The 13,776-nt window shown below is 36.6% G+C and carries 12 protein-coding genes; 4 read left to right on the forward strand and 8 right to left on the reverse strand.

The window, feature by feature from the left end:
• Positions 1-65: 65 nt before the first annotated feature.
• Both KMW37_RS14915 and KMW37_RS14920 read right to left on the reverse strand, forming a co-directional pair.
• A complete protein-coding gene (locus KMW37_RS14915; RefSeq protein ID WP_215225449.1) occupies positions 66-902 on the reverse strand; it encodes a glycoside hydrolase family 16 protein in 837 nt (278 codons plus the stop codon).
• Between the two features lie 202 nt (positions 903-1,104).
• Positions 1,105-2,976: a mechanosensitive ion channel domain-containing protein gene (locus KMW37_RS14920; protein WP_246581513.1), complete on the reverse strand. Its 1,872-nt coding sequence runs from the start codon at positions 2,974-2,976 to the stop codon at positions 1,105-1,107.
• Between the two features lie 497 nt (positions 2,977-3,473).
• Between KMW37_RS14920 and KMW37_RS14925 the strand changes: the two genes are divergently transcribed.
• Positions 3,474-4,991 carry a hypothetical protein gene (locus KMW37_RS14925; RefSeq protein WP_215225450.1) on the forward strand — a complete coding sequence of 506 codons (1,518 nt, stop codon included), beginning with the start codon at positions 3,474-3,476 and terminating at the stop codon, positions 4,989-4,991.
• A gap of 42 nt (positions 4,992-5,033) precedes the next feature.
• On the opposite strand, the gene KMW37_RS14930 is transcribed toward KMW37_RS14925, so the two are convergent.
• The 5 genes from KMW37_RS14930 to KMW37_RS14950 all read right to left on the reverse strand — a co-directional run bounded on the left by KMW37_RS14930 (position 5,034) and on the right by KMW37_RS14950 (position 9,537).
• A complete protein-coding gene (locus tag KMW37_RS14930) occupies positions 5,034-5,705 on the reverse strand; it encodes a potassium channel family protein (RefSeq protein WP_215225451.1) in 672 nt (223 codons plus the stop codon).
• A 121-nt stretch (positions 5,706-5,826) separates the two neighbouring features.
• Positions 5,827-6,474, reverse strand: a complete 648-nt coding sequence (locus tag KMW37_RS14935; protein WP_246581514.1) for a response regulator transcription factor — start codon at positions 6,472-6,474, stop codon at positions 5,827-5,829.
• A gap of 613 nt (positions 6,475-7,087) precedes the next feature.
• Positions 7,088-8,338 carry a glycosyltransferase gene (locus KMW37_RS14940; protein ID WP_215225453.1) on the reverse strand — a complete coding sequence of 417 codons (1,251 nt, stop codon included), beginning with the start codon at positions 8,336-8,338 and terminating at the stop codon, positions 7,088-7,090.
• 43 nt (positions 8,339-8,381) lie between these two features.
• A complete protein-coding gene (locus KMW37_RS14945; RefSeq protein WP_215225454.1) occupies positions 8,382-9,065 on the reverse strand; it encodes a GOLPH3/VPS74 family protein in 684 nt (227 codons plus the stop codon).
• Positions 9,066-9,105: 40 nt separating this feature from the next.
• Positions 9,106-9,537 carry a hypothetical protein gene (locus KMW37_RS14950; RefSeq protein WP_215225455.1) on the reverse strand — a complete coding sequence of 144 codons (432 nt, stop codon included), beginning with the start codon at positions 9,535-9,537 and terminating at the stop codon, positions 9,106-9,108.
• Between the two features lie 208 nt (positions 9,538-9,745).
• Here KMW37_RS14950 and KMW37_RS14955 point away from each other — a divergent pair, with 208 nt between their 5' ends.
• Genes KMW37_RS14955 through KMW37_RS14965 form a run of 3 tightly spaced genes read left to right on the forward strand, consistent with a single transcriptional unit; the run spans position 9,746 to position 12,074 of the window.
• A complete protein-coding gene (locus KMW37_RS14955; RefSeq protein ID WP_215225456.1) occupies positions 9,746-10,339 on the forward strand; it encodes a hypothetical protein in 594 nt (197 codons plus the stop codon).
• Entirely contained in the window at positions 10,340-11,392 is a 1,053-nt protein-coding gene (locus KMW37_RS14960) for a sensor histidine kinase (RefSeq protein ID WP_215225457.1), read from the forward strand.
• Positions 11,382-12,074, forward strand: coding sequence for a LytR/AlgR family response regulator transcription factor (locus tag KMW37_RS14965; protein ID WP_215225458.1), 693 nt, complete (start codon positions 11,382-11,384; stop codon positions 12,072-12,074). The genes KMW37_RS14960 and KMW37_RS14965 overlap by 11 nt, the downstream gene beginning before the upstream one ends.
• A 14-nt stretch (positions 12,075-12,088) precedes the next feature.
• On the opposite strand, the gene KMW37_RS14970 is transcribed toward KMW37_RS14965, so the two are convergent.
• Positions 12,089-13,750, reverse strand: coding sequence for an amidase (locus KMW37_RS14970; protein ID WP_215225459.1), 1,662 nt, complete (start codon positions 13,748-13,750; stop codon positions 12,089-12,091).
• Between the last annotated feature and the right edge of the window lie 26 nt (positions 13,751-13,776).

Genomic DNA, 13,776 nt, shown 5'->3' on the forward strand with positions numbered 1-13,776 from the left:
TAGCAAACGTCATTTGACGAACAATAGTTGTCAGTAACAAAAACCAGTTTTTTAACCATCGGTTTTCATTGATAAACCCTGACCCAATCCACCTCCATATCCACTGGCAAATCATCTGGATTGGCTGTCCCAACCCAGTTTCCTTCTAGCTGCATGTCGATTAACAAGTAGAATGGTTGATCATAGGGCCACTGGGACTTATCCACATTTTCCACCCGTGGATAAGTAAAAGTAGGCTCCCCATTAAGTGTAAATACCAATTTATCTGGATACCATTCCAAACCAAAGGTATTGAAGGCATGCTTATCAAAATCTGCAGTTCCACCATGAGGCGGATTATCCGTTTGTTTTAGATTTAGCGTATAATGGGAGTGGGTAGTTTGATAAATACGGTCTTCAAAATTGATATGCTCCATAATATCAATCTCACCATTTTTTGGATAATTTCCGTATTTATTCTGTTCAGCAAGCATCCAAATTGCTGGCCAAGCCCCCTTGGCAGCACCTAACTTGGCTCGGATTTCGATTTTACCATATTGAAATGCAAATTTCCCCTTGGTATAAACCCCGCCAGTCAAATAAGGACGACCATCTTTTGATTGGTCTTCATTCTTGATGCCTTTAAGTATCAATTTGCCATCCTTAAAAGCATAACATTTTGGATCAGAAGTCATATAATTCCCCCAATCAGCACTATTCGGTGGAATCTTGGTCCATTTCTCTGAATCTATTTCCCCCTCCTCAAACTCATCATTCCAAACCAATTTCCATTCTTTGTCATATCGCTTACTCTTTTGAATATAACTGTGGCCTTCAGAAATCTTATAAGGCTTGGGATTACAAGATTGCATCATTATACCAACCCCCAGCAAAAAATGGGGCAGGATCTTTGAAATTTTCATGTTTTACTAAGTTTATGAATAGGAATTGCTAGGCTTGAAAGGGCTATCATCTATAAAGATGTAATAAAATCAAATATATTACATGAAATTAATTCACCAAAGGGAAACTAGATGCAAAAGTTGGAAACTCAGGAAATGTTGGTGCATAAGTGCATCCATTGAAATTCAAACTGTTCTTTTAATTATTAACTGTCACTATTAACTACTCAGGCTTATCCTTTTTAATATTGACATTAAAAGGCGGGGCCTGATAATCCTTTGGCAAATAATCCGATGGAATAGTAGTACTGTTTCCATCTCGCTGCGCCCTGTAATGTGGAGAAAGAATCTCTACGCCTTTCTCATTACAAACATCCTGAATATTTTGATGCAGATTGCTATAGATCAATGCTTGCTTACTAGCTTCTTTGGTGTAAGCATTCAGCTGATAAGCCACATAAAAATCATCCAAACTGGTTTGCAGTACAAAAGGCTTAGGGTCCTTCATAATCAAATCCGTCCTTAAGGCTGCTTCTATCAAAGCTTCATACATCAGCTGCCAAGGGACATCATAACCAATGGTCACAGAAGTGTGGATAATTAATCCTTCATTCTGCGAATAAGAAGTATAATTAATGGTATTTCCTGATAAAATTGCTGAATTGGGAATGGTTACTTCTTCATTTTTGATGGTTTTAATTCTGGTAACCAATAACGTTTTTTCTACTACATCGCCTGAGGTATCACCAATTTTGATCCTATCACCGATTTTGAACGGCCGCATATAGGTAATCACCAATCCAGCTATCATATTGGCAATGGCGGAGGAAGATCCCAAGGAAAAAAGAATACCTATAAATACAGAAACCCCTTTAAAGATATCTGAATCAGATCCAGGTAATAAAGGAAAAATCAGAACAAAAGTAAAGGCATACAAAAGAAATCGAACAATATTGAAGGTAGGTCTTGCCCAATCTGTATGAAAGCCGGTAATATTTAGTTTTTCATTTTCTATTTCACTAAAAATATACTTAACAAACCTGATCACATAGTTCATAACCAAAATGATAACCAAAATATTAAAAAGGGCCGGCAGGTAATTCCATATATCAAAAATGATAGATTTGAATGGAGACCATATCAAACCAAAAAGCTTAATTGAATAGCCACGCGTAAATGGAAATATGCTAAGCACTAAGGGCATGCCAATATATAAAACAAAGGCATAGATCACCCATTTCAAAAAACGACTGATAAAAATGATGAATTTGAATTCCTGATAGGCCGATAGGAAGGTATAATCTTTATATGATAAATCCTTCAGCCAATCATCCTTTCGGCCAGCAATAAACTTCAACAATCTGCGGTGCCCCTTTCCAACCAACCAAATCAAAAGCCATATTCCAAAAATAGATAGGACGACCAGTCCGATTCTAATCAGTATGGTAACAAAGCTATTATCCTTTCTTGCTTGTACTATTGATGCTTTGATCTCTAATGCATAGCTATCTGCTAGGCTTCGGATAGTAGTATCATTCCATAAGGCATCCATTTCTGAAACACTCATGATGATGGTTTCATCGTAGATAACATCTGCTAAATTATCTTCTGAAACCACATAGATGGAATCCACCACCAAAAAATCATCATCATATAATTCCTTAATCTTCTTGCTGATGTTCTCAGCCCTTTCCTCGGGCCTGGAAGCGCCTATTTTTGTGTAAATATGAAAAAGGGTGTCACCCATCACTCCCAAAACTGGATAACCTTTGGTATTTTTTCGAAGGGAATCTATCTGTGACATTTTTAGGGTCAACCTTTTGGATTCACGGCTGGCAATCTCATCCAACTGGGCCTTCAACTCTTCCTTCTTGAGATTATCGGTAGTTTTCAGGGAATTAAGCTGCTTCTCCAAGGCTGCCCGCATCAAGGAATCCTCCAAGCGCTGCTTTTCTATGGCAGCAATCTTGGACTCATATGCCTCTAGCATCACATTATCCATGGAATCCTGATTGATCAGGCTATCCCTTTGGGCATTGGCTGCTAATGTACCTAGCAGAAGCATTATCAAAAAAGAACCTAACAGCTTCTTCATCTACCAAAGATTATCATATTTACAAAAAACGTGGCCTCTTTTGCATATCAAAGGCATTATTTCTATTATTAAAAATAAAGCTATTATTTGAAAAACCCCTCATACAAATCGAATTAACGCAAAATGATGAATAGGATTTGCTATTTAGTTATAAGTATGCTATTGATTTTGGGTAAAGTCAATCTTACGCTTTATCCTTTCTTCCTTATTTCAAAAAACAATACTACACCAATAAGAAATCTTCGTACATAACCTTTAGAACTACTTTTATTGATAAAGCTATACCTTTCATATCAATATACCACTTTTTGGGTATAGGACGCATTAAATTAAATATCTAATTTACCGCTTTCAAAATACCATTTGATATCTATAATTTTACCAACTCCTTTTTTTAAATGAAAAACTTCTACGCAAAGTTATTTCCCATATTACTGATATTGGTTATGAACTCTTGTTCTAGTGAAGAAGAGTCTTCCCCAAATCCTAAAAAAGGCATGATAACATTAAGTGTTTCCGAAGCCCAACCCTTACAATTGGTAACAATAAACACAGAAAATTCAATTTCGGAAACGGCTATTTCTGGACTGTTGGGAAACTTTGCTATTAATCTTCAAAAAACGGGTGATAAGGAATTATTGTTCATGGTACCTGCAGAAGCCGCCACAGGAAAACAAAACATCTCTTTCTCTATTGGAGACAACATTTTTCAAACCAATATCAACATTATAAACGCCACAACCATCAATGATCCGGAATCTTTTGTGGACAACTACTTATCAAGTTATTTTGAGGATAATCCCCATTATAATGGAATGGATAAAAGCGAACTTGAACAAGCCAAAGCTGATTTTGATCAACTAAGTCTAGTTGAAAAGCAACAAGCAGCTGCATTTATAGAGGCTAATTCCAAGCAACTCATTCAGCTTCGAACAGAGTTGGAAATTTATGATGAGCTGGTGAATAATATTGATCCCAATAATAGGCTTTTGGGAGACTGCAATGCTGCTTGTAGGTTCACACAAATGAAAAAGGTTACCCTCTATACCATCGGAGCAATAGCAGTAGTACAAAGTTCTGTTGCAGCTGCGGTAGGTATTGGGATTGTTGGAGCTTTGGATATTGGACTTAGTCTTATCACAGGAGAAAAATCATTCCTTTTGGATAAAGTAAAATCAGCAGTTTCTCAATTACTAAATACAGCCTATTTTGCACAAACTGATTTGGGAGAAAGTACTTTTGAGTATGCTGATGGGGCCATTTCCAATTTTCGAATGATGACAGATCCTTTTTCATTCTCGAATAAAGAAAAAGTCGCTTTTAATATCAAGATCAATTATAGGACCTTAAATGATGAGGAAAAAAATATAGACATACCAGTGATAGCTGAGTTTATCGACCTTTATAAAAAACTAATAACTAATTACCCAAGTCTGGGATTACCTGATTTCAATGATAATACAGAGCAAAGATATGTGGATGATTTTGAAAACCTCTCTATTTCAATTTCCGGAAATAACAAGGTACAAGTAAGTGAATTGACAGGAGACACTGAAAAGTTCTATGCCACATTTAGTACAAGTGAAAAAAGTGATCAGTCTTTTGGCTTCACTTTGACCTATGAAGATGGATTTGGAAATCAAACTTCGAATAAATTTGACGCTAAGATCATTTACAACAATGCATCAGATATCCTAATTGACCAAAGTCCATGGGAATTGGACTGGGAAGCAGAACCTGGCTCCGGAGATACTTATTATGAAAAATTCACCTTTAAGTCCGATTCTACAGCTGTTAGGTATATAGAAGCTAATGGAAAAGGAAATTCAGCTCATTATTACTACTGGAACATTCAAAGCCAATGGGAAAACTCAACAGCACCAGCAGGTCAGTACTATTTAATTTTGGGCCAAAACAATCAACTTTTTGTATATGGTACAGTCACTTCCCTAAGCAAATCAAAAATGATCATTAATAAAACAGGAAAGGAATATACCTACTTGGGAAAAAACTAATTTCAAACACTTGGCTTGCATTTTGACATAATATGCAAGCCATTATTTTTTTCCATGATTAGAGAATTTACTGATCAAAATCCCCACAAGCACCACATTATAAAGCTGTCCCATTACACCAAAAAATGAAGTGACCATTTTGGTCGTATGGGATAGGGGAGTGATATCTCCAAAGCCTATACTTGTTTGTATAATAGAAGAATAGTACACCATATCTACAAAAGTATTAGGCACGCTGCTCATATCTATATTGTCAATTGATAAGGGATCATTATACACCAAAAACTGAAGCATAAATGCGCTGATCTCTATCAATAAAAAATATCCACAACCTGCCGCAATCAATAAATCCAAATTTATATACTTGGGCTTCAACAAAAACCTGATGATCTCACCAAAGATTATAATGAATAATCCCATATATACCAAGCTAGAGATTTGCAGGTAAATGGCCACATTCTGCTTTAGGAACTGAAAAATGGGGAGAAAAACCACTAATAAAAGGAGCATATTCTTAATTCTAATCAACCACTTTCCCTTACCCATAAAAACCCCAACGCTTGCCAAGCCCAAAAATATCATATTAAAAGGCCAGATAATATGCATATAAAAATCTAGATTCTTGAAAAATACGGAAATATAGAGATGTTGAATCAAGGCATATAGCAACAATTCATACTTCCAATTTTCTAAGATGGCTAACAGTTTTTTCATACACCATTGAAAAAAAAGAAACTAGACCAATAAATTAACTTCAGTTAATCTAACTAAAATAAAAAATTCAACTCCCTTTACCAACAAGGAGAGGAAATTGAAACAGGTCAAAAAGTAAATATTAGATAATTCCTTCCATCAAACACTTGGTCACCAATTTTCTCATGGAAGAATACTTGGTCTTTTTAAGCATATTTTTTCGATGCGTGCGTACCGTAAGTGCTGAAATATTTAGGTTGATCGCTATTTTATTGACCGAATAGCCTTTAGAAGATAATTGGATAATTTCAATTTCTCTTTTCGTCAACTGTTTACTTACCCCGTCATCAACATCTTCAGCATCTTCAAAGGCTGATTTATCCAAGTCAATTTCCACATCGTAAAATGACTTTCCCCCACCTAAATGAATGAAAGATACGGTTTCGGTCTTCTGAACACCCATAAAGGAAATATCGGTATGAACACTTAGTACATGTTCAATGGTACCTTTTTCAGAAACCGATAATACATTTACTTGAAGCAACATGGTCCTATATTTACCAAACCTATCTTTGATTCGATACATATACAGCATCTTATATGAGGGCAATTCCTCAGATGGAACCACATTTTCCATAAATTCCTTTAAGACCAATTCCTTGGCTTTAACAGACGCTACATCATCCGGATCAATGGAGGTAAGCAGATTCTCTATGGTAGCCTCATTAGGGTCGACATCAATAAATTGCTGCACACCTGGATGAACATATTCAACCTCCAGATTATGCATATTTAGTATAAAATAGAAAAATTCCCCAGGACAAAATAATGAGGCTATATGTTTTAGTTGCTCAATAGCCTGGTAGGGTTTATAATTTTCAATATGATTGGAATAGCCCTCCTTCCATAAATCAACCAAATGTGTAATTCCAGTACTCATATTCACTCTATAATACTTCTTGAGTTCTCTAAAAATTCAAAATTTTACTCAATTATACTAAAAATATAGGTTTATAAGAGACTTTCAACATGATTCGAAAGAATTTCTTTTAGGCTGTGTTTTACCATTTCTGCTAATCCCTTAGCAAACAACTGTCTATGTGGTCAAGGACAAATCCATTATAAAAATCACTGTTTTTAGCGTTATATAACCTGTTTATTGGAATTCAGACGCTTTACAGACAACTGAACCAGAGGTTAAGATATGGTTGATTTCAATTGTTTTATTGGCAAAAATCATACTTATAAACGTCCTCAACTAAAATGTTTTTTTAATTAAAATTAACATTTAGTCTTGATCCTAAATATCAACCCTTATATAGATTTAAAGAAAAAACTGAAAACATTACCCGAGTTATTCTAAAAAAGAACTATAATAACTTCCCTTCCTTATTATTTACAAATCATTCTTTTGTTATCATCCGAACTATTTCTTCTTCAAAATTCTCCCCACTCATCTTCTCAGCTATTTCTCTGGCTTTCTCTTTATAGGAAGGATTGTTCCATAAATCCAAAAGGCTATTTTCTAATTTCTTTAACTTGAAATCCCCTATATCCATGCCTTTAGGCCCTGCACCTAATTCACTTAGGACATCATTCCACATATATTGATCAATAATATGGGGAACAATCATTGCAGCACATCCATGCTTGAGCGATAGATGTGTTGTACCAGAACCTCCGTGATGAACCAGTGCATACATTTTTGGTAAAATCCAATCATAAGGAACGCTGGACACAAAGAAAACCAATTCCGAATCATAACTATCCGGAATAACCAAACCTCCAGCCGCAATGTTGATAACTGTTGGGATCTTATGTTTGTGGATAACTTCCATCAAAATCTTAGTTTTCTGCCCAGGAGCTGGATTAACCATACTTCCAAATGTTACAAAAAGCACCTTTTCCTGCTTCTCTATGAAGCGCTTTAAATCATTATCTACTTCCCAGTTGCTACTGCTTTTTCGTTCCTGATAGCCAAGCACCTTCACATTTTCAGGCCAATAATCAGGTCTATGAAAAATTTGGGGTGAAACGGTGTAAATGGTCTTGGCTCCCAAAATAGCAGCCTTTATTTCCATGGTCGAACATTTCCTATTTAACCAGCTTGCGCTCTTTTTTATGGTTTGTGTCAAACCTCCCATAGCTATCCAATAGGTTAACCGATTGAAAAGCAAGCCATAATCGCCGGAAAAGGCAATATGTGCCCGGTTTTTCACCAAATGAACTATATAGGGTATAGGACTGACCAGGATGGTTTTACCTGGATTATCCATGGACCAAAGTACCGGATAAACGGCCTTGGCATGTCTGATAATACGATCGGGGATTTCCTCACTTACTATCTCTGCTTGCCTGAAGATCAATTGCTTATTGATTCCTTTGTATTTAAAGGCCAAGTGTATATAAGCAGGTAGCTTAGTAAAAAAGGAACCACCTCCACCCAAGGCCCTTTTACCTGCATCAGTTTCCAGCATATCCAAAAATTCTGGGCCCAATGATCTAAACTCCAATCCGGCATCCCTTGCAAGCTCTCCAAACTGTTCGGGGAAAACGGCGATTACCTGATGCCCTTTTTGTTTTAGCAATTGACCAATTGCCAAAAAAGGCTCCATATCTCCACGAGTTCCAATGGAAACTATTAAAATTTTCATCTAAGATTGTTTAAGCCACATTATTTAAAGCAACAGGAGTTGCTCAACCAGCTGATGCAGCAGCATTGGTCGCCACGGTAGAAGCAACAATTGTAGTGATAATAGCAGCTTGAACCTGAGTAATGGTTGCATCAACATTAACGGAAATAGGACTTTCCTTAACCAATTGCTTTAAATCTTTTCTTAGGGTCCTCAATTGGGATTTTTCTTGACTTAAAACGTTGTGCATTTTACATGCCTCCACCAAACCCAGAACAGACATATTTTCGGGAACAATGTCTTTCTTTCTAAAAATCTCACTTTTCAACTCTTGAATCATCTTGTTTCTAAGCTGGCTATTGAGCAGATAGGTTTGGGTATAAGGAATGAATCCCAAAAACCTTTTCTTTTCAACCTTGATCAATCTTTCCTGTGCCATCTGATCATAATAAAAATACCTCCACCTCGAAGCCTTATGACCGATTTTATGCACCCAATATTTCATTTTCCTCGGCTTTCTAGATGATTGGATCAATTCTGCTACTTCCCTTAATTTGAGATCATGAAATTGCGCGCCCTTTTTGATATAAAGCAGCTCATCTTTAATCGTTAGTTTATCCTCCATGGACATTTGGAGCAGTAATGCCCCAGCCAGACCAAATTGAAGATGTATACCAGAAATCAACATCCTTCCTTTTTCAGGATGTTGGGCAAGCAATAAAAATCGCTTAGCAATGCTTAACTCCATAGCATTCATTTACTTTTTATTCTGAAATAATATTGATCACTCAAGTGAGCCAATGCTTTTTGATACTAAAATTGGACAGCCAAACAAGAAATATAGCAAACACAATCACCATTACAGGCACTACTGCTGCCCCAGGACCATAAACTTCCATAGCACCAGAAATGACTAAACTGTGAAACATCTGAATAATTATTCCTATCAATGAAATAATCAATACCATCTTTGCCCATTTCTTTTTAAGGAGCAAACCTATACAGCCCAAAGCCCCACCAAAAACAGCAACAGCATAAGCCACGGTGGTCCATAGCGGATATGATGAGTATAATTCCCTTTCTGCCTCAGGCATGGCAGCCATAGCTTCGTCTGACATTCCTACTTGAGAAAAAAAGGCGCCTACACCCAGTAAGTTCCAAAGTAGCATTATGACTGCGACTATCCAGTACCAAGCCGGAATTTTAATTGAATTTTCCATATCTAGTAAGTTTAGCACAACTAGTTAATTTACTAAATTCCCAGTATAAAACACCATTTATGATTTCAGTTTGACATTATTATTTCATGAAGTCAAGGCATTTTTCTCGTTTGTTCAACGAAAAATCAACCTGGTTTATCGAAATAATTTTAGGACTTTTTTCTGCTTTTATACCTTCAAAGCATCATTCATTTAAAATTCAATGCCCATGAAAACTTTAAGAAATATCAGTTTGCTCTTCCTGCTCATTGTCTCTTTGGTCAGCAGTTGTGTTTTACGCAGTTTACATCCTCTTTATACTGAAAACGAATTAATACTGGATGATCGCTTGATTGGCAACTATGTGGTAGACGGGACTGACGCATGGAATATATCTAGGGCCAATAATCAAAGTCAAAAAAATGGGGATAAACTTTATCGTTTGGAACATGTACAAAATAGGGATACGGTTATTTTTGATCTATTCTTGGTGAAGCTGGATAAGTATCTTTACTTGGATTTTTTTGTAGATGACTATAAATCAAAAAATTTAGAGAATGAATTTGCAGCATTCCATCTTTACCCTGTTCATAGTTTTGCAAAAGTTTCTTTTAAAGGGAACGAAATCATCATTAATCTATTTGACAGTGAATACCTTGGTAAATTGATAGAGCAAAATCGAATCAAAATATCGCATGAAGTGGCCGCTGAAGATATTTTATTAACTGCTTCCCCAGAGGAATTACAAAAGTTTGTAATAAAGTATTCGGACGATGAAAATATTTTTGATGATGAACCTTTAATTCTTAAACCTAAAGTCTGAGTGAAGCGACCTACAAATAATAGAATTTATCAAATCCTCCAAAACAGTATACTCAACCACTTACTGTTTTGGACTATAGCTTATTTCATACTGGTAAATATATTTTCGAATTCCAATAATATCCTCCCAGTAGACAGGATATATACTTTGATATTTATGGTGACACTGGCATTGCCCGTTTACCTCAACCTTCAGTATCTTATTCCAAGATTTCTAAGAACAGAAAAGTACTTTACTTTTCTACCGGGATTTTTTTTGGTTTTAAGTATTGGAGTAACTTTTAACTATTTCCTGTTTAGCCATCTTATTGATTATATATTATCTGGCTACTATTTCATTTCCTATTACACACTTTGGGACCTAGCCAAATTCTTTTTAGCCTTCCTTATTTCAAGCACCTTGCTGAAACTTTCAAAAGAATGGTTTCAGTTATTGAAGACACAAAAGGAGATCAGCGAATTGGAAAAAGAAAAAACAGCCATTGAACTTAAAGCCCTTCGATCTCAGGTAAACCCGCACTTTCTTTTTAATACTTTAAATGTACTTTATACCTTGGCATTGGAAAGGGCTCATGAAACTCCTGAAGTGATCATCAAACTATCCGACTTATTGCGCTATGTCATCTATGACTCCAATAAAGATAGCATTCCTTTATCTACAGAGCTGGAACAAATCAACAATTATATCAGTCTGCAAAACTATAGGACGGAAAATTCGGCCAAAGTGAGCCTTGACAAGCAAATAAAAGAAGATATCCACATTCCACCCATGTTACTGATCCCATTGGTAGAAAATAGTTATAAACATGGCATCAAGGGGGGCTTAGATAATACCTTTATAAATATCAAGGTCAGTGCAGACAAGCATCACTTGGGTTTTGAAATTGAGAACAATCTCCCTGAAACAAAGGAAAATCAAGATGGTGATCACGGAGTGGGCTTGGCCAACATCCAAAACAGATTATCGCTACTTTATCCTGATAAACATATTTTCCAAATATCACAAAATGAGCATACATTTAAAGTAAGCCTAAAACTAAGTCATGAAGATTAACTGCATCATTGTTGAGGACGAGCCCAAATCCAGGGAACTATTGGAAAAGTATATTGCCGAATGCCCCTCTCTTAATCTGGTAGCGAGCTGCAAGCATGCTTTGGAAGCCTTGGAAATTATCAACACAGAAAATATTCAATTGATATTCCTTGATATTAATATGCCCAAAATATCAGGTTTGGACTTTTATAAATCCCTGACCAAAGCTCCCTATGTTATATTTACTACCGCTTATCCACAATATGCCATCGAAGGATTTGAGTTGGACGCTGTGGATTACTTATTAAAGCCATTCCCCTTTGAACGTTTTCTTAAAGCAGTCCAAAAAGCACTCAATATGGTAAATATAGAACAGTCAGGACAAAGAAAGGAATCGGCTTTTATTGTTCTAAAAGCGGATAAAAAGCTTTACCGAATTGATATTGATGAAATTTATTATCTAGAAGCTTATGGTGATTATATCAAGGTAATTTGTGTGGATAAATCAATTCTGGTACATGAGACTTTCCAGGGTATTCTGGACAAATTACCCCCAAATAAGTTTATCAGGATACATAAATCCTTTGCACTTGCACTCAATAAATTGGATCATATTGAAGGCAATATGGCACATATTAAAAATACCACCATTCCAATAGGACAAACCTATAAGGCAGAATTTTTAAACATCATAAAAGCATAATGATTGAGAATTAATTATCGATCAAACAGCGGTGGCCTTTTTTCATCCCATTCGGTAGCTTCCTGATACATTCTTCCCAACATAATCAACTTTTCCTCATCAAATAAATTGGCAAGGAAAGTGATAGAACTTGGACTGCCAGCTTCATTAAAGCCATTGGGAAGGCACAAGGCAGGATGGCCACTTAGGTTAGTTATCAACAATTGGTTTCCTGCAAATGAAGGGCTAATGATTACATCATAATCTTTAAAAAGTGCATGGATTTCTTCTGTTAACAAGGCCCTCAGACGACTGGCCTGTATATATTCTACTGCCGGGATAAATCGTGAAGCCCGAAACAAGTTGGGCCAAGCATTTTTATTTTGGGATACCAATAAATCATCTTTTCCAGATCTGGTCATTTTATCAAAAGCAGCAGCCCCTTCCGACATTAACATAATGATCATGCTGCTCACTGGAATATCCGTCTTCAATTCCAAAGGAATAAGGTGGATACCCTTTTCTCTCATCAAATCCAATACTGCCATATCTCTTGCCTTTTCGGTATCAAATAAATCTTTGAAATAGGCAACCTTCAAATTTTTAATATCGTTTTCCACATCATAATTAAAGGCGGCAGGTATAGTACTTTTATCTTTGGTGTCCCCACCATTTAATACTGATAATACAATTCCATTATCCAAGGAAGACCTGGAAATAGGTCCGATTTTATCCATGGACCAACTCAGGGCCATCGCCCCATGTCGGCTGACCCTTCCATAAGTAGGTCTTAATCCAGTCACTCCATTTCTGGTGGAAGGAGAAACAATACTTCCATAGGTTTCGGTACCTAAAGCAAATGGTACAAGGCCTGCACTTACGGCAGAAGCAGATCCAGCAGAAGAACCGGAAGACCCTTGCTCCAAATTCCAAGGGTTCCTTGTTATCCCGCCATACCAGACATCCCCCATGGCCAATGCTCCCAAAGTAAACTTAGCTACCAAAACAGCCCCAACCTCATTCAACTTTTCCACAACGGTGGCCGTTTCATCAATTTCCTGGTCCTTATAGGGCATTGCTCCCCAAGTGGTCTTGGTGCCCCTAACTGCAAATAGATCCTTAATTCCATAAGGTATCCCATGAAGTGGTCCTCTATATTTCCCTAGCTTGATTTCTTCATCCATCAGTCTTGCCTTGGTCAGTGCCTCCTCTTCAAGCAAACTAATGAGGCATTCCAAAGTATCACTATGCGTCTTCAATCGCTCCAAATAGATTTTTGTCAACCTTTCTGAGGTGATTTTCTTATTCCTAATTAATGTGGATAAGTCGGCAACGGTCATAAAAGCGATATCCTTGTCCATGTCAGGCAATTCAGCATTATTGATGCCCCAATTAAATTCATATTGCTCTTGGTTGGGATAAAAGCCATGGGGAAGGGGATTAAAAATTATGGAGGGAGCAATCGAATTATCAAGATCTGTCTTCCGTATATTCTGGAAATCCTGAACTTGCTCTTGGATCAGCGAAACCATACTATCCCGCTCAGAAGGCAAAAACTCCAAATCAATAAGCTGCTCTGCCCATGAAATGGCCTCTGTAGAAATCTTTTGGCTGCGCTTCCCTATTACAAATCCAGTTATCAACAAAACCAGGCCTAAGAGGAATATTGGCCAAAATGCAGTGTTTTTATTTTCCATGAGTTAGTTTTGTAAGGTCTTAGGGA

It is taken from the genome of Echinicola shivajiensis, assembly GCF_018642165.1.
Classification (GTDB): Bacteria; Bacteroidota; Bacteroidia; order Cytophagales; family Cyclobacteriaceae; genus Echinicola; species Echinicola shivajiensis.

What these genes read in the sequence shown, in the direction of transcription:
- KMW37_RS14915 (WP_215225449.1), bottom strand. Translation starts at nt 902, where the DNA reads ATGAAAATTTCAAAGATCCTGCCCCATTTTTTGCTGGGGGTTGGTATA.
- KMW37_RS14920 (WP_246581513.1), bottom strand. Translation starts at nt 2,976, where the DNA reads ATGAAGAAGCTGTTAGGTTCTTTTTTGATAATGCTTCTGCTAGGTACA.
- KMW37_RS14925 (WP_215225450.1), top strand. Translation starts at nt 3,474, where the DNA reads ATGATAACATTAAGTGTTTCCGAAGCCCAACCCTTACAATTGGTAACA.
- KMW37_RS14930 (WP_215225451.1), bottom strand. Translation starts at nt 5,705, where the DNA reads ATGAAAAAACTGTTAGCCATCTTAGAAAATTGGAAGTATGAATTGTTG.
- KMW37_RS14935 (WP_246581514.1), bottom strand. Translation starts at nt 6,474, where the DNA reads ATGCATAATCTGGAGGTTGAATATGTTCATCCAGGTGTGCAGCAATTT.
- KMW37_RS14940 (WP_215225453.1), bottom strand. Translation starts at nt 8,338, where the DNA reads ATGAAAATTTTAATAGTTTCCATTGGAACTCGTGGAGATATGGAGCCT.
- KMW37_RS14945 (WP_215225454.1), bottom strand. Translation starts at nt 9,065, where the DNA reads ATGGAGTTAAGCATTGCTAAGCGATTTTTATTGCTTGCCCAACATCCT.
- KMW37_RS14950 (WP_215225455.1), bottom strand. Translation starts at nt 9,537, where the DNA reads ATGGAAAATTCAATTAAAATTCCGGCTTGGTACTGGATAGTCGCAGTC.
- KMW37_RS14955 (WP_215225456.1), top strand. Translation starts at nt 9,746, where the DNA reads ATGAAAACTTTAAGAAATATCAGTTTGCTCTTCCTGCTCATTGTCTCT.
- KMW37_RS14965 (WP_215225458.1), top strand. Translation starts at nt 11,382, where the DNA reads ATGAAGATTAACTGCATCATTGTTGAGGACGAGCCCAAATCCAGGGAA.
- KMW37_RS14970 (WP_215225459.1), bottom strand. Translation starts at nt 13,750, where the DNA reads ATGGAAAATAAAAACACTGCATTTTGGCCAATATTCCTCTTAGGCCTG.